At 39.9% G+C, this 16,554-nt stretch carries 15 protein-coding genes; 7 read left to right on the top strand and 8 right to left on the bottom strand.

The window, feature by feature from the left end; genetic code table 11:
- Positions 1 to 47: 47 nt before the first annotated feature.
- Positions 48 to 728 carry an HTH-type transcriptional repressor FabR gene (gene fabR / locus HYG89_RS01895; protein WP_171287383.1) on the bottom strand — a complete coding sequence of 227 codons (681 nt, stop codon included), beginning with the start codon at positions 726 to 728 and terminating at the stop codon, positions 48 to 50.
- Positions 729 to 882: 154 nt separating this feature from the next.
- Here fabR and HYG89_RS01890 point away from each other — a divergent pair, with 154 nt between their 5' ends.
- The gene (locus HYG89_RS01890; RefSeq protein ID WP_178865813.1) at positions 883 to 1,953 is read left to right on the top strand and encodes a ferredoxin reductase; all 1,071 of its coding nucleotides are present in this window, start codon (positions 883 to 885) and stop codon (positions 1,951 to 1,953) included.
- Positions 1,954 to 1,966: 13 nt separating this feature from the next.
- Positions 1,967 to 3,061 carry an acyl-CoA desaturase gene (locus HYG89_RS01885; protein WP_096900933.1) on the top strand — a complete coding sequence of 365 codons (1,095 nt, stop codon included), beginning with the start codon at positions 1,967 to 1,969 and terminating at the stop codon, positions 3,059 to 3,061.
- 296 nt (positions 3,062 to 3,357) lie between these two features.
- On the opposite strand, the gene HYG89_RS01880 is transcribed toward HYG89_RS01885, so the two are convergent.
- A complete protein-coding gene (locus tag HYG89_RS01880; protein ID WP_178865811.1) occupies positions 3,358 to 4,005 on the bottom strand; it encodes an HAD-IB family hydrolase in 648 nt (215 codons plus the stop codon).
- Positions 3,972 to 5,177 (bottom strand): DUF1615 family protein, encoded by a 1,206-nt coding sequence (locus tag HYG89_RS01875; RefSeq protein ID WP_178865810.1) that lies wholly within the window; start codon positions 5,175 to 5,177, stop codon positions 3,972 to 3,974. The genes HYG89_RS01880 and HYG89_RS01875 overlap by 34 nt, the downstream gene beginning before the upstream one ends.
- An 83-nt stretch (positions 5,178 to 5,260) precedes the next feature.
- Between HYG89_RS01875 and dusB the strand changes: the two genes are divergently transcribed.
- The gene (gene dusB / locus HYG89_RS01870) at positions 5,261 to 6,286 is read left to right on the top strand and encodes a tRNA dihydrouridine synthase DusB (protein WP_178865809.1); all 1,026 of its coding nucleotides are present in this window, start codon (positions 5,261 to 5,263) and stop codon (positions 6,284 to 6,286) included.
- Positions 6,287 to 6,328: 42 nt separating this feature from the next.
- Here the strand turns inward: dusB and HYG89_RS01865 are convergent, their stop codons facing one another.
- The gene (locus HYG89_RS01865; RefSeq protein WP_178865808.1) at positions 6,329 to 7,375 is read right to left on the bottom strand and encodes a nitronate monooxygenase family protein; all 1,047 of its coding nucleotides are present in this window, start codon (positions 7,373 to 7,375) and stop codon (positions 6,329 to 6,331) included.
- Positions 7,376 to 7,534: 159 nt separating this feature from the next.
- Here HYG89_RS01865 and HYG89_RS01860 point away from each other — a divergent pair, with 159 nt between their 5' ends.
- Entirely contained in the window at positions 7,535 to 8,050 is a 516-nt protein-coding gene (locus tag HYG89_RS01860) for a hypothetical protein (protein ID WP_178865806.1), read from the top strand.
- A 403-nt stretch (positions 8,051 to 8,453) separates the two neighbouring features.
- Here the strand turns inward: HYG89_RS01860 and HYG89_RS01855 are convergent, their stop codons facing one another.
- The gene (locus HYG89_RS01855) at positions 8,454 to 8,798 is read right to left on the bottom strand and encodes a hypothetical protein (RefSeq protein WP_178865804.1); all 345 of its coding nucleotides are present in this window, start codon (positions 8,796 to 8,798) and stop codon (positions 8,454 to 8,456) included.
- Positions 8,799 to 9,047: 249 nt separating this feature from the next.
- Here HYG89_RS01855 and HYG89_RS01850 point away from each other — a divergent pair, with 249 nt between their 5' ends.
- Positions 9,048 to 9,266 (top strand): DUF1653 domain-containing protein, encoded by a 219-nt coding sequence (locus HYG89_RS01850; RefSeq protein ID WP_178865802.1) that lies wholly within the window; start codon positions 9,048 to 9,050, stop codon positions 9,264 to 9,266.
- 88 nt (positions 9,267 to 9,354) lie between these two features.
- Here the strand turns inward: HYG89_RS01850 and HYG89_RS01845 are convergent, their stop codons facing one another.
- The 3 genes from HYG89_RS01845 to ahpC all read right to left on the bottom strand — a co-directional run bounded on the left by HYG89_RS01845 (position 9,355) and on the right by ahpC (position 11,036).
- Positions 9,355 to 9,561, bottom strand: a complete 207-nt coding sequence (locus tag HYG89_RS01845; RefSeq protein ID WP_004973053.1) for a hypothetical protein — start codon at positions 9,559 to 9,561, stop codon at positions 9,355 to 9,357.
- A 249-nt stretch (positions 9,562 to 9,810) separates the two neighbouring features.
- Complete coding sequence (locus HYG89_RS01840; protein WP_178865800.1) at positions 9,811 to 10,287, bottom strand: hypothetical protein; 477 nt, start codon at positions 10,285 to 10,287, stop codon at positions 9,811 to 9,813.
- A 185-nt stretch (positions 10,288 to 10,472) separates the two neighbouring features.
- Entirely contained in the window at positions 10,473 to 11,036 is a 564-nt protein-coding gene (gene ahpC, locus HYG89_RS01835; RefSeq protein WP_004973058.1) for an alkyl hydroperoxide reductase subunit C, read from the bottom strand.
- A gap of 375 nt (positions 11,037 to 11,411) precedes the next feature.
- Here ahpC and HYG89_RS01830 point away from each other — a divergent pair, with 375 nt between their 5' ends.
- A complete protein-coding gene (locus HYG89_RS01830; RefSeq protein WP_178865799.1) occupies positions 11,412 to 15,371 on the top strand; it encodes a DUF3418 domain-containing protein in 3,960 nt (1,319 codons plus the stop codon).
- A 30-nt stretch (positions 15,372 to 15,401) separates the two neighbouring features.
- Entirely contained in the window at positions 15,402 to 16,514 is a 1,113-nt protein-coding gene (locus HYG89_RS01825; protein WP_004973062.1) for a beta-ketoacyl-ACP synthase III, read from the top strand.
- The last annotated feature ends 40 nt before the right edge of the window (positions 16,515 to 16,554 follow it).

Raw genomic sequence — 16,554 nt, 5'->3', positions numbered from 1 at the left:
GGGCGTGACCTGATTCAGGAAAATCGCCCGATTTATCCTGTGTTATGTTAACGAATTTTGGCATCATCCAAATGTCGTGCACCTTCTAAAATCATGCGAATCATGGTCATGGTTTGTTCAGCGGTTTCTTTACGTTCAGTCGCAGGCATATCAATGACTTTGGCACCCATATTAAATACCAGTTGTGTAATGGCTTTGGCTGCAATGTCAGGATGCGCCAATTTGCTATTATTCAAACGTTCCAAACGAATTAAATCATCCTGCAATTCTTGCTGGAAATAATTCAATTGGCGCTCAACAGCTAGCTTATAAGAGGTTGAACCCGTATAACCTTCACGTAATAGCAGACTTAAATTGCCTTCATCGGTATCTAATTGTTCAATAAATACTTCAACCGAGCTGCGAATAATACTGTTTTGTTTAGATGCTTTTAAACGTGCTTCATGCAGAATTTGACGCAACACCACACCTGCACGATCAATCAGTTCAATCGCGAGTTCATCAATATCTTTAAAATGACGATAAAAACTGTTTGGTGCGATGCCTGCTTCACGTGCAACTTCACGTAAACTTAAAGATGCGATACTTTTTTGTGGGCCAATTAAATTTAATGCTGCCTGAAATAATTCTTGTTTGGTAATGGTAGCTTTACGCCCAACCGTACGCACGACAAGAGGCTCATGAACCGTTTCAGATTCTGGAAAAGTCACATCATGGTTTGTTTTCATGGCAGGCTGAGTCATATTTTCAATAATTTATAAGCTTAGAGGCATTATAGCGGTTGCGCCAGTACTTGTGAAATGATTAGAAACAATACAGATGTATATACAAATATATATACATGTGTATAATAATTAAAATTTCATCGGGTGGTGCTGAATCATGCAGCTAACTGAAAAAAGAAAATCTCCCTTAACCAGTATTGCAACTGCAGTACTAGATCCTTATGCAGCAAATTTCTGGTTGCAAAAAATTAATCCATTATGGTCGGTGAATCAGTCACTCGGCAAAATTGTAAAAAAAGATACCGCTGCACAAGGTGTAGTGAGCTTTACTTTGCAATTCAATAAAAAATTCCAAATTGGCGCAGCAGGGCAGCATCATCCTGTTTATGTGACAATTCAAGGCGTACGCTATGAGCGAACCTATAGTTTGACTCAGCTTGATGCACAACACGTTTTATTGACGGTAAAAAAAGTTGATCAGGGCAAAGTCAGCACATGGCTGGTTGAGCAAGCCAAAGTTGGCGATACTTTAGAGTTTGGTGCGCCTTATGGTGATATGCAACTGCCTGCACAAGCCCAGCCTTTAATTCTATTGGCAGCGGGTAGTGGTATCACACCAATGTATAGTTTGCTACAAGACATGGCGAAATCAGGTCGTCTTGGTAGCACTCCAGTAACTTTAATGTATTGGGTAAAAACCTTTGCAGACGCAGCATTTAAAGCACAGTTTGAAGCATGGGCACAGCAATATCCAAACTTTAAATTTCAAGTGTTTTATACCCAAGAGCCGAGTGTGGCGCACAGCCGTTTAAATGCAGAACATTTACAAGACTTGGCACAAATCGAGCAAAGTGCAGTGTTTGCATGTGGTCCATCGGGTTTTACCACGCAAGCTGAACAATTATTTGCACAAGCTGCTTTGCTGAAAACAGAAGCTTTTAGCATGACCCCTGTGTTAAGTGATGATGTTGGTTTGGTACAAGTTACACTGACCCAATCGAAAAAGATTGTCACCATTCCAAAAGGCAAGTCCATTTTAGAAAGTCTGGAACAGCAAAATATTAAGCCTAAATACGGCTGTCGTATGGGAATTTGCCATAAATGCGTATGCAACAAGGCCGAAGGCGCAACTAAAAACTTGGTCGATGGGGTTCAAAATAGCGAACCGAATAACCAATTGAAAATATGCGTCAATTCAGCACAAACCGATTTAATTATTGATTTATAAGCGAGTTCCGATTATGAATATGCCAGTAAAAATAGAATATTTCCGCAATCCTAAAAACCGTGAACTCACTCAATTTGAATTAGATGAGCTTGCACGTGAATTAGATGCCATTAAACAAGAAGTTTTGGATGATATTGGCGAAAAAGATGCTAAATACATCCGCCGTGTTTATTCAACCATTCGTTATAGCTCAATGGCAGGTCGTGCCTTATTGTTCGCAGGATGGTTCCCGCCAGCATGGGTTTTGGGTACAGGCTTGTTAGGCTTTGCCAAAATTATGGAAAACATGGAATTAGGTCATAATGTCATGCATGGTCAGTATGACTGGATGAATGATCCTAAATTCAATGGTGCAAGTTATGAATGGGATACGGTAGGTACTTCAGACAACTGGCGTCAAACCCATAACTTTAAACACCATACTTATACCAATATTAAAGGTATGGATGATGATATTGGCTATGGTTTGGTGCGTTTGTTCCCAGAACAGCGCTGGAGATCAGGCTATTTATTGCAACCTTTATACAGTATTCCTTTCTGCTTACTGTTCCAATGGGGTGTTGCCATTCAGAATTTAGAAATTGGTAAAATTTTGAATGGCCGTAAAAGCAAAGCCCAAGCCAAAAAAGAATGGCAACCTATGCAGAAGAAAATTGGAAAACAATTGTTTAAAGATTATGTGTTCTTTCCATTGATTGCAGGCCCTTCGGCTTTACCAGTGTTTACAGGGAACTTGGTTGCGAATGGTATTCGTAATATTTGGACATTCAGCATTATTTTCTGCGGTCACTTTACGAAGGATGTAGAAGTATTTCCAAAGTCTGTGATGCAAAACGAAAGCCGTGGTCACTGGTATATGCGTCAAATTCGTGGTTCATCGAATCTTACAGGTTCTGAAGCATTCCACATTTTGACAGGACATTTAAGCCATCAAATTGAACACCATTTATATCCAGATATTCCTGCACGTCGCTATCGTAAAATGGCGCCAAAAGTACAAGCTGTGTGTGAAAAGTATGGCTTGAACTACAACAATGCGAGCTTAGTTAAACAGTACGGCAGTGTGCTTAAACGTATTGTGAAATATGCTTTTCCATTTAAGAAATAAGTGACTTACAAATGAGTTGTTTAGTACGAATAGATTAAGTGATTGATCTTGGTTTAAAACTATACTTCTATTTTGAATTAGAGGTGATGCTGTAAAGTGTCACCTTTTTTATTGCTTTAGGTGTTGTAGTCGTTATTTTTATGCAGAATCATCAGCTATTTTATTAAGAGAAAACTCTATTTTTATTTTCTATTCTGGGTATAAAAAAGTAATCACCATAGGCGGCATCCGCTACATGTAACTTAAAAAACCCACAATTCATTGTGGGTTTTTTATAAATTACATTTATCTATAAATTAAGCTAATTTTTTATAAACCATAATTTCAGGTAAGGTTTGATCTACACCGACCATATATGGATGGGTTGCTAAACTCAGCATAGCTTCATCTTCATCACTATTGCCATACGCGTAAATAGCAGCATAATTTTTTAAATCGTATTGTTCTAAAATCCGTATATGCTTTTGTTCCCGACTGCAATCAGGTGTTGAATATCGCCCTGTAAATTGCAGATTCTCAATTTCTGTTTCAGTACAAATCAAATCGACATTTAATTGCTGGCAAATATACAGCAAATAAATATCCACACTCGCAGAAACAATCACCACATCATCACCATTGAATTGATGCTGCTTTAATTGTTGTAATAGTTGTGGGTTAAGGTCATGCATTAAATCTACTGCGTAGCGCTGTGCAAGCACTAATATTTCAGCTGTACTTGCATCTTTGAACATGGCATTAAACAATTTAGGGCGCATGGCATGTGCAGGATAGACTTTTAAATAAAAGGCCTGAATCCACGGTAAGGTTTTTAAACCTTGTTTGATAATGTGTCGTTTAGATAACGCATAGAAAATGAACCCCGTAAAACTGTCTTTGCTGCACAGGGTTCCATCAAAATCAAATAAGGCTAGATTTTTATATTTTTGGCTTTTTGCATGCATGTTTTATAACGTCCGTTGACTCGTGTTGCGAACCAATTGGTGTTGTAATCTCGACTCAGTTTAGGCCCTGAAATCACCACTTGTGGCATCATGGCATAAAATGGCTCTTTGCCCGTTTGAGCTTTATACAGTTTAGTGACAGCCAGATAGGTCGCGGTATCTTCAAATTTCTTTTCTTTTTCTTTTTTTAAGTCTGCACGAATTTGTCGTGGTGTAACCAAAATATTATGTTTGGCAAAAACAGCAATTAATTCACGTTCTGATTCACTCTTTGTATTACGTACGCCACCATCTTTAGCGTAAAGAAGTAAATCACCATCTAAATCGAGTTCAGCTTCGGTCAAATCATTCAGCATACTTTGGAATGCGGCATTGCGACTTGAATACATGCCCGAGTTATAGTCCGCAAACCGGTATAGCGCTTGATCATAGTCGGCAGGGTACATCATTAAACGATGAATCCCATAATATAAGCCACCATACTGGGTATATAGATCACTGCGTAATTCTGCGATATTACCACTTTTTCGTTTGTGCTCTTTGGCATAGCTAATATGCACTTGCATAGAACCTAAAGTGGTAATTGGATTAAGTTTTTCACCAATATTTTGTCCAAACAGTTTGGCAGCACCTGTTAGTGCGGAAACATGATAATGCTTGGCCATGTAGTCAAAAATTTCACGGTATAGTTCATCTAATTCACGTTCAGTTTTTACCCGACGCATTTGACTTAAATAGTTATCTTCAGGGCTAGGGTGATTTTTCAGCACATCCTGAAAATAGCCTGCAACAGTACCGCCAATGGCGTCGCCCAGTTTATCTTTAAATTTCTCATCCAAACGGTCTTGCACTTCTTTAACAGCTTTTTCACCCAAACCATAAACTTGTGGGTCTGCTACAAAGTTCGATTCCTGATCCACCACGGCAATGATGGTGCACATATTTTCTTTGGTTTGTGGGATGCCCAATTGCTCTGAAATATCGTAAATATCTTTTGCCCAAGCACTACGCTCGCTGACCCGATTTGGAATGAGTTTGCGGATTTGTTCTGCTTCAAGGGTAGGCTCATTGTCCTTAGACCACCATGCGCTATCTCCACAGGCAGCCAAGCTTAATGATAAAGCAAGCACGCTGAAGGGTTTCATCAAAGAAGTGAATACAGTGTCTTTCATAGATAGGGAAAACTCGTTCCAAATGGATGAGCCCAAAGGGCAGATGCAGTATACTATGCCAATCGTTAAAGTTAAGAATATATATGTATATTGGTCCCTATCAACTGTCAAATAATTTGATCGTTGCCCCGATGGCAGGCGTCACAGATAGACCCTTTCGCTCACTGTGCAAGTACTTTGGTGCAGGGCATGCGGTCAGTGAAATGATGACCTCTGACAAAACTTTGCGCATGAGTAAAAAGAGTTTGTATCGTGCTAACTTTGATGGGGAGCTTGCACCAATTTCTGCACAAATTGCTGGTTCAGACCCGCATGATTTAGCCGAAGCCGCACGTTATCAAGTCGCCAATGGGGCACAAATTGTTGATATCAATATGGGATGTCCTGCTAAAAAAGTCTGTAATAAATTAGCAGGTTCGGCTTTATTGCAAGATGAAGATTTGGTGGCGCGCATTTTAGATACCGTTGTTGGAGCGGTAGATGTACCTGTCACTCTCAAAACCCGTTTAGGTTTTTTGAATGGGCAGGAAAATATTTTACGGGTTGCCAAACGCGCAGAACAAGCAGGCATTGCTGCATTGGCATTGCATGGGCGTACCCGTGAAGATATGTATTTAAACCGTGCACGCTATTCACTGATTAAAGAAGTGAAAAGCATGCTCAATATTCCTGTGATTGCCAATGGTGATATTGATAGTCCTGAAAAAGCCAAATATGTCTTGGACTATACAGGCGCAGATGCAATTATGATTGGACGTGCTGCGCAAGGACGTCCGTGGATTTTTCGGGAAATCGCACATTATTTAGCAACAGGTGAGCTGTTAGCAGCACCGAGCATTGCAGAAGTTCAAAAAGTATTACTTGGACATTTAGCTGAGCTGTATGAATTTTATGGTGAATATTCAGGTTGTCGTATTTCACGTAAACATATTGCTTGGTACACCAAAGGTTTACGTTCAAGTAATGAATTCCGTCAAAGTATGTATCAAGTAGAAAGTACTGCAGAACAATATAAAGTGGTGGAAGATTACTTTAATCAGCTACTTGCGCATGGTGAAATCATGAGTGATGTGCAGGTTGAAGCGGTGAACTTATTAGATACAAAATAAAAACCCAACCGTGATACACAGTTGAGTTTTTCGTACGTAAACTTAGCGTGCGTGAATCATTTCCAAAACCAACTGATTAATTAAATCTGCGGCTTCTAATTCACGAATTTGACTGACATTACTCCCTGCCCAAAAAGGTGCATAACCTTGCTCGCCTTGTGTTACGGCGGCTGCATGCAACTGTTTTGCAAGATCATACGTATATGGATAGGTGGGCACGGTTAAACGATTTGGTGTATCTACCTGTGTATGCCAATGATTAATTAAACCACGGGCAGGACGTCCAGAGATGCTGTCGGTAATTTGAGTAATGTTTTGCTGAAATAAAGCTTGTCGATAAGCTGGATTGGCATTGGAACTTTTACATTGCACGAAAGCTGTACCCAGCTGTACCGCAGAAGCGCCCAATTTCAGCATTAACTGTGCTTGCTGACCATTCATAATGCCACCTGCGGCAACCACTGGCAGGGTACAATGTTCACGAATCAGTTGTACTAAATCGCTGGTTTTAATTGCACTATCAAAAGTTTGGTTAAAGATACCCCGATGTCCACCTGCCTCAATGCCTTGGGCTATAATGACATCAATTCCCGCTGCTTCAATGGCTTGAGCTTCGGCTAAGTTGGTTGCTGAAACCATAGTAATGATTCCTGCATCTTTTAAAGCCTGAATTTGATGCGCATGCGGAATCCCGAAGTGAAAACTGACGGCTTGTGGTTTAGTTTCTAATACAAGATCTAAATATCCATCATGGTCTTTAAAACTTGGATAAATACAATTTAGTTGACTCGGTGCAGTTGCGCCATAGCGTTCAAAGATTGGCTGAAAATGTGCAATCCACGCTTGTGCAGCGACTTCATCTAGTGGACTTGATTCATGGCAAAAGAAATTGACTTGAAATGGAAAATCGGTCAGTTCTTGAATGCGTAAAATTTGTTCACGTGCAGCATCTACCGTGTTTGCACCTAAACCGAGTGAACCAAAACCACCTTGATTAGAAACCTCGGCTGCAAGTTCGGGAGTAGAAACGGCAGCCATTGGAGCAAGAAAAATAGGATGCTTTATATTCAGTTGTTCTAATAAGGTCATATTATTTACTCCATGTTTTTATCTACTTTGCCCAACTCTAGATAGATTGGCAAATCATATCCGTCATTTCCTTATGAAATATTAAGATGAGCGATATCATTAAATTTGCAGATGCTTTCAGGCATAATAAGCCTGATGTATGAATGGATGAGTAAATTAATGAAGCCTTTCGTTTATGGTGGTTTGCTTGTGGTGTGTGGATTAAGTGCATGTAGCAATCCACAGCAAACTCAAGTAAAAATTGATCCAAAGCAATATCAGGTTCAGGATGCAACTGCATTACAACAGCGTATAGATGCTTTAAATGTCAAATTAGCGAAAGACTTCAAACAATTTAAACAAGTCGAAAATATCGCATTTGCGCATCAATTCCCTTTAGATGTAAATAACTTACAAACTTTGAATCAGCATTTGGTCGCCAGTACTGCTTTAAAGCCAACTAAAATTGCTTATTGCGATATGATGAATGGTTATTTTGCTGAGTTATATCGCTTAGGACATAAGAATCTAGATTTTCTTAAAGATGTAAAATTACCGCGTGCAGAGCAGGAAAATTTGGCTGAAAATTTTGCCAATGCAGAATCTTATTATGATTTTATTTTGAATCGTTACACCAGTTACCGCCAAGTACAACAGACCATGGGCTATGGTTGTAATTTAAAAGCGGCGTTATAGTTGCGGCAGGATTTAGGTTTACTAGGGTCTGTTGATATTTCATAAATGGCTTGCGCTGTAGGCTAAAACTGAGCAGATTAGGCATGAAACGCAGGGAATAACGGGTTTATTTTCAAGTTTTATAACGCAATCTGTGAAAGTTTTAGCCACATGAGCAAAAACAAAGCACTGCTTTGTTTGCTGCGCAAGGGTACAAGCATATTTTTTGCTGCTATTACGTTATGTGCCAGTCATTTAGAATGAGTAAATTTCCTGTCCCATGCCTTATATCAGCTAAAAAACCTTGCGAGATATATCTCTCATGTCGCAAACATAGACGAATTGTCAACAGACCCTAATTAAATCGTGCTGAACAAAAAACTCCTGAGAATTTGCTCAGGAGTTTTTGTTTTATACAATCAAATTATTGTTGTGCTTTTTCTTTCACATTTGCAGCACCTTGTTCAACCGCACCTGCAGTCGCAGCAGTTGCATCTTTAGCAGCTTGTACAGTCGCATCAGCTGCGTTTTCTGTTGCTGTTGCAACATTGTGTGCAGTATTTTCAGTTGCTTGCGCTGCGTTATCTACCGCAGTTGCTGTAGCAGTAGCAGCTTCATGTGTTGCATCTTTGGCATCATGTGCAGCTTGAGCCGCAGCGTTTTCTAAGTGTTCACCCGTAGTTGCTCCTGTTTCTGGTGCTTTTTCTTTTGCACAACCTACAAGTGCTACAGTGGCAGCAAGACCTAAAGCAATAAGAAGTTTATTCATTATCATGTTTCCTTTTTTTACATCCACTTAAGATGGGATATAGCGAATATAACCAAAAAATAATCAAGTTGAAGCTAAAAATTGTTCAAATAATGTAATAGCTTTAGATATTTTTTAGTAGCGTGGCTTTGGATGATGCATTAGAAAAATATGTCGATGAAATGTACTTTTTTCGATGAGGTAAAATCTTAAGAATGGTTGCAGCTTTTGTTGTACAGTAATGTCATTCTGTATAATTGGGATTGTAAAATGTTTAAAAAAGGGATTTATCAACATTATAAAGGGCAGTTATATCAAGTACTGCATGTGGCAACACATAGTGAAACCCAAGAGAAATTGGTGGTTTATCAATGCTTATATGGCGATTATTCTATTTGGGTCAGACCGCTTGAGATGTTCACAGAGAGTATTACTTTGGATGATGACCGTGAACAGGAACGCTTTAAATTGATTCAGGAAGTGCATTAAATATTTAAAATCATTTGCTTGTTTAAAACGATCCAATCTATTTTTAGATTGGATCGTTATGTGGATGCTCAAAGTTTAATAAAATCAATTATTGAATGGAAATACGGTTAAAGCTTAAATCGTATGCTAAATATTTACTCACAAAAGCTGCTTTATCACTGCGTCTTAATAAGTTGTCATAAATAAATTGTGGTACAGGATGGAATAAATCCCCAGAGCCATTTTCGTAAAATATTTTTAAATAACGTGAAGATGCACTGTATGTCCAGGATGTCACGGCAAGTGTTTTACCCATAAGCAACTCCTTTATTTTTTATATTATTTTTCACAGAATAAATCTGCTTATTTTGAACATAAGTGAAGTGCTTGCTAAAAAGTATTACAGAATTGTAACTTTTGAATATAAGTTTTTTGCGCAACCTAAACGTGCCAAAAACGACAAAACTATTATGAAGCGAAATAAAACACCACATTTAGGATGTGGTGTTTATGCTTTGCACATGAATAGTCATTCATTTAAATAAAATGATTGAAAGACTAGATTTTATAGATGACGACATTGATCTTCTTTGTCACCAGAAACACGGTTTGTGCCGCCAGTCGGTTTTACGCGGTTATCTTCACATTCTAAATTGCCATTCACGCGGTTATTTTTTACAACGATTGAGCCTGAATTATCTTTAAGTTGAATATTGCCATTTACACGGTTTGACGTGAGTTGGATGTTACGCCCATCTTCGAGTTGGATATTGCCATCAATGCGGTTGGCATGTGCATTAACCTGACTAAAGTTTCCTTTAGATTCTAAATTGCCATCAATCGTACTATTTTTAATTGCCGTATGTGAGTTGGAATGCAACATTAGGTTGCCCTTAATAGTCACATGATCAAGAACACATTGTTTATGCACTTTGACATTATCATCAATAGTTTGATTTTTAATGCTGCCATTACAGTTGAAATCAGCTAAAGCTGGCACTGAAAATGCTATTAATGTTGAAAGTAAAAATAATTTTTTCATAGAACAGCCCTCAAAAATAAATCTCACAACTGTTACCGGTACAGATTCGATTGTAGTGTTGTAATGTTTTTACATTTTCTATTCTAGAGATGAAATATGAATAAATAAGGTAGAAAAGGGTGATGTTCTGATTAAAAAAACCACGCAAAATATGCGTGGTTTTTTTGAGTGGTTTAATCTAAAACTTAGATTTTACCTACTAGGTCGATAGATGGGGCTAAAGTTGCATCACCTTCTTTCCATTTAGCTGGGCATACTTCACCTGGGTGAGCGTGAACGTATTGAGCTGCTTTAACTTTACGAAGAAGTTCTTGAGCATCACGGCCAATACCGCCAGCATTGATTTCGATGATTTGGATTTTACCTTCTGGATCAATTACGAAAGTACCACGGTCAGCAAGACCAGCAGATTCGATTAATACTTCGAAGTTTTTAGAAAGCGTCCAAGTTGGGTCGCCAACCATTACGTATTGGATTTTTTTGATTTCTTCTGAAGAATCGTGCCAAGCTTTGTGCGTGAAGTGAGTGTCAGTAGAAACTGCATAGATTTCAACGCCTAATTTTTGGAATTCTGCGTAGTTGTCTGCAAGGTCACCAAGCTCAGTTGGGCAAACGAAAGTGAAGTCAGCAGGGTAGAAGAATACTACAGACCATTTGCCTTTAAGATCAGCTTCAGTTACTTCAATGAATTGACCGTTGTGGTATGCATTTGCTTTAAATGGTTTAACTTCAGTATTAATTAAGCTCATCATTGTCTCCATGATTAAGGTTTGTATTTAGTTGGTAATAGAGTATCTAATTTTGTTTTATTGCTGAAATGGTATTTTTACATTACTAGCATCGGAAAAACAAATGAGTATGTAAAAAGCGTACACTTTCATTACTGCATTATTGAGTCTTTATTAAGCCTCAAAATGATGATGATTGCATGACAACCTATTTTTCAGGTTCAAATACAACCCATTTCAAGCAATTGGTGAACATACATCTATATGGGGATGCTATTTTGAAATTCAAGGGGGGATTTAAAACTTTTTAAATACGCATTCTAAATCACTGTTCTTTCGCTTAAAGGCATTACAGCGTAAAATACGCGTTTGTGTTTTGGTTAGGAAGCGTATTCTGTGCAGAGTCATTTAAATGTAGACCACCTCGTTTTGGCGCGTGATCGTCATCGTTTAAATCGACTACGAAAAGGCAAAGATGCCAATCCAAAGCAATATCAGGAATTATTTGAAAAATCTAATTTAAAAGTGTTGGAGCGTGCACAGCGCATTCCCAACATTAAGTTGAATCAAGATTTACCTGTGACTCAATCTGCCGAACAGGTGATTACTGCAATTCAGCAACATCAGGTCATTATTGTGGCGGGTGAAACAGGTTCAGGGAAAACTACACAGTTACCACAAATTGCAATGTTGGCAGGTCGTGGTTTAACGGGGTTAATTGGTCATACTCAGCCACGACGTCTTGCTGCGCGTAGTGTATCGCAGCGTATTGCCGAAGAAGTTGGCGAAAAGTTAGGTGAGTCCATCAGCTTTAAAGTTCGTTTTAATGAACAGGGTTCGCAAGATTCAATTGTCCGTTTAATGACCGATGGTATTTTGTTAGCAGAGCTTGCCAATGATCGTTATTTAAATAAATACGACACCATTATTATAGATGAAGCGCATGAGCGTTCTTTAAATATTGACTTCATTATGGGCTATTTAAAGCAACTTTTGCCACGTCGCCCTGATTTAAAAGTCATCATCACTTCTGCAACTTTAGATGTGCAGCGTTTTAGTAACTATTTTAACGGCGCACCTATTTTTGAGGTCGAAGGTCGAAGCTATCCTGTCGAAGTACGTTATCGTCCAATTTCTGAATTAAGCATTGGTGGTAGTGATGATGATGAGTTTGATGACTTTGAAGAAAACTTGCCACGCGCAGTGGTGCAAGCGGTAGAAGAATGCTTTGCCGATGCACAGGAAAAAGGTCATCCTGAACATGCCGATATTCTAATTTTTGCCAGTACTGAACAGGAAATTCGGGAGCTGCAAGAAACCTTGCATAAGCATGGACCGCGTCATACTGAAATTTTACCGTTGTATGCGCGTTTGGCTTTGGCGGAACAACAAAAAATCTTTAATCCTTCAGGTGGTGGTCGTCGCATTATTATTGCCACCAACGTCGCTGAAACCGCACTCACTGTACCCAATATCCGCTATGTGATTGATAGTGGTTTTGCACGTATTTCACGTTATAACTATCGCTCACGGGTGCAGCGTTTACCGATTGAAGCAGTATCTCAGGCAGCAGCGAATCAGCGTAAAGGACGTTGTGGTCGTATTGCACCAGGCGTTTGTATTCGCCTGTATTCAGAAGAAGATTTTTTAAGTCGCCCAGAGTTTACTGAACCTGAAATTAAACGCACCAACTTGGCCTCGGTCATTTTACAAATGCAAAGTTTGGGCTTGGGTACGCTCGAAGATTTTGATTTTATTGAGCCGCCAGATCATCGTTTAGTCAATGATGGTCGTAAGCTGTTGATTGAACTGGGTGCGATGATTGAGAAGGGTAAAGCCCCTCTTTTAGACGGAATGAGTAGCTCTGCGACGCAAAAGGGAGACAATCATCCGAATAATTCCACTAAATCCACCGCTAATAAAGGCGAGCTTCAAGGCAGCAGCTTAACCAAAATTGGTCAGCAAATGGCAAAAATGCCGATTGATCCAAGACTGGCACGTATGATTTTAGGCGGTGCGCATTTTGGGGTGTTAAATGAAGTCCTGATTATTGTAGCGGCATTGGCGGTACAAGACCCGCGTGAACGTCCTGCAGACAAACAAATGCAAGCCGATCAAAAACATGCTTTGTTCCGTGAAGCAGATTCTGACTTTTTATTCTATTTAAAATTGTGGGAAACTTTACACGAAAACCGTGATGGCATGAGTGAAAACAAACGTCGTACTTTTGCCCGTCAGCATTTTTTAAGTTGGTTGCGTTTACGTGAATGGAAGAAAACTCATGAACAATTGGTGGATTTGGCGCGTGGCTTAAAACTGTCGTTTAATGAGAAAAAAGCCAGTTATGAAAATCTGCATCGGGCGTTATTAACAGGGTTGCTTTCTTTTATTGCCAATAAAACCGATGAGCGCAATGTGTTTATGGCAGTACGCCAACAAAAAGCACGAATTTTCCCTGCATCGACTTTGCATAAAACCAATACACCGTGGGTCATGGCATTTGAGATGGTAGAAACTTCGCAAGTGTATCTACGCACCTTGGCAAAAATTGAACCTGAATGGATTTTATTGGCTGCACGTGATTTGCTGAAGCATCACTATTTTGAACCACATTGGTCTAAAAAAGCAGGCGTGGTGAATGCCTATGATCAGATTTCGCTGTTTGGTCTAATTATCGAGCCGAAACGTCCTGTCAATTACGAAAAGGTCGATCAGGAAGCCGCCCATGAAATATTCTTACGTGATGCTTTAACCACAGGCAACTTGGGCATTACCCCACCATTTTTAAAACACAACCTGCTTAAACTGGAAGAAGTGGAACGGGTTGAAGATAAATTACGTCGTCGTGATTTAGTGGTTGATGAAGAAACTATTTATCAATTTTATGCCGCCAAAGTACCTGCAGAAGTTGCAAGCCGTCGTTCCTTTGAAGATTGGCGTGCCACAGTAGAGCCGCAAAATCCACGTTATTTATTTGTGGAAGATGATGCACTTTGGCTGAATGATCGTCCGACCACGCAGCAATTTCCTGACTATTTGCGTAATGGTGAGCTGCGCTTGGCGGCCAGTTACCGTTTTGACCCCAGCCATGATGAAGATGGCGCAACCGTTAAAATTCCAGTGCAAGCGTTGGCACAGGTCGATGAAAATATCTGGTCGTGGGGTGTTCTGGGTTGGCGTGAAAATTTAATTGAAGCCTTGCTCAAGACTTTGCCTAAAGATAAGCGTCGTCATTTGGTGCCTATTCCAGACACAGCTCGAAAGTTGCTACAACGTGTTGATGCGGTAAATTTACGCGAGCACATTTTTAGCTTTTTGGCATTCCAGTTACGCGCAGAGCACATCACCGAAAAAGACTTTAGCTTTGAGCGAGTAGATGCGTATTTATTGCCGTTCATTAAAGTGTTAGATGAAAAAGGGCGGGTGATTGAGCAAGGGCGTGATTTATCTGAATTAAAAGCGCGTTGCCGTACCGAAACTCACAGTCCAGTAAAACAGTTACACGGCGAATTCCAAACCTTCCCTGAACGATTTGTATTTGAAGCCTCGCAAAAAGTCACGGGCGTAGTGGTTAAGCAATATCAGGCGTTGGTACCAAGTAAAGCTTTTGCAGAACTTTCACAAAAAGATGAATCGGGTGTGGTGATTCAAACCTTTAATGATCAGCGCGAGGCGATTCATCAGCATCGTGAAGGGGTGATTCGTTTGCTGCATGTGCAATTAGGCGATTTATCACGGCAATTGAAAAAGCAAATTGCCAAACCATTGGCCTTGGCGTACTCACCTTTGGGTGATAAAGCACAACTTGAGCAAATGTTGATCTATGCGACCTTGCAAAGCATTATTTGTGACGTGCCAGTCAACTTGGAAGAGTTTCAAAACTTGCAGCTTGAGGTAAAAAAGACTTTTCTCAGTCATGGTCAAACCACGCTGCGTATCTTTAATGAAATTTATATTGCTTGGCAAGACATCCGCCGTCAGCTCCTTATGCTAGATGAAGCCGTGTTTGCCAAAAATATGGATGATATTGAAGATCAGCTGGACTTAATGCATCTGGCAGACTTTGTGTATAGCAAGCCTGTAGAGGTGTGGAGCGAATATCCGCGCTATTTGAAAGCGTTGTTATTACGTTTAGACCGCTTACCCAACAACTTGCAAAGAGACGATGCTGCCATCGCCCAAATTGACCCTTGGATGGACAAATTGTTTAAACACAAACAAGATGCCCGACTCAAGGAATTGTACTTTATGGTGGAAGAATTACGCATATCGCTGTTCTCTCAACCCATGAAAACCAAAATGCCAATTTCTGCAACTCGGCTGCAAAAAGTATGCGAAAAGCTCGGAATCAGTTAAGATATTAGTAATTTCTAGAAGGAGTTTTACATGGGCATTCGCATTACAGGTACTGGTCTTTATCACCCAGAAGATGTTATTACCAATGAAGAGTTGGTCGAAAGTTTAAATGCTTATGTGGAACAGTATAATCAGCTCAATGCTGACAAAATTGCAGCAGGTGAGCTTGAAGAACGTCGTGGCTCAAGTGCTGACTTTATCGAAAAAGCCTCTGGGGTAAAACGCCGTTACGTGTCAGAAAAAACAGGTATTCTGGACATTAACCGTTTACGTCCAAATTTGCGTGAACGCGGGGATGATGAAATTTCGCTACAAGCAGAATGGGGTGTAATTGCTGCAAAACAAGCCATGCAAAATGCAGGCGTGACCGCAGAAGATATTGATGTGGTGATTTTGTCTTGCTCAAACTTGCAGCGTGCTTATCCTGCGGTGGCGATTGAAATTCAAACTGCGCTTGGTATTCAAGGTTATGCCTATGACATGAACGTGGCATGTTCTGCTGCGACTTTCGGTATTAAGCAAGCGCATGATGCGATTAAAGCAGGTGCGCGCCGCGTACTGTTGGTGAATGTCGAAATTACCTCAGGTCATAACGATTTCCGTTCACGTGACTGCCACTTTATTTTTGGTGATGTAGCAACCGCTTCAATTTTGGAAGACACTGAAACCAAAGCAGGTTTCGAAATTTTGGACATGAACCTGTTTACTCAGTTCTCGAATAATATCCGTAATAATTTCGGTTTTTTAAACTTAAGTGAAAATGCAGATATTGACGATAAACGCTTCCATCAAGATGGTCGCAAAGTCTTTAAAGAAGTTTGCCCCTTAGTTGCCAAAATGATTACTGCGCAATTAGAAAAGAATCAGATTGCGCCAACCGAGGTGAAGCGTTTCTGGTTGCACCAAGCCAATGCCAGCATGAACGAACTCATTTTGAAATTGGTGGTTGGTAAAGAAGCAGCACAACCAGGTTTAGTACCTATTATTTTAGATGAGTTTGCCAATACTTCTTCGGCAGGGGTAATTATCGCTTTACACCGTACTGCACACGAAGTCGAAAACGGTGAATATGGTGTCTTGTGTTCATTTGGCGCAGGCTATTCAGTTGGCGCGATTTTGGTACAAAAACGTGATGCTGCATAAGCTTTGCCAAACCGTATAAGATCAGCAAACGCCTAAGTAC

Origin of the sequence: Acinetobacter sp. SwsAc5, from assembly GCF_013391485.1 — a bacterium.
GTDB lineage: Bacteria > Pseudomonadota > Gammaproteobacteria > Pseudomonadales > Moraxellaceae > Acinetobacter > Acinetobacter towneri.
This window is presented reverse-complemented; position numbering and strand designations above follow the sequence as displayed.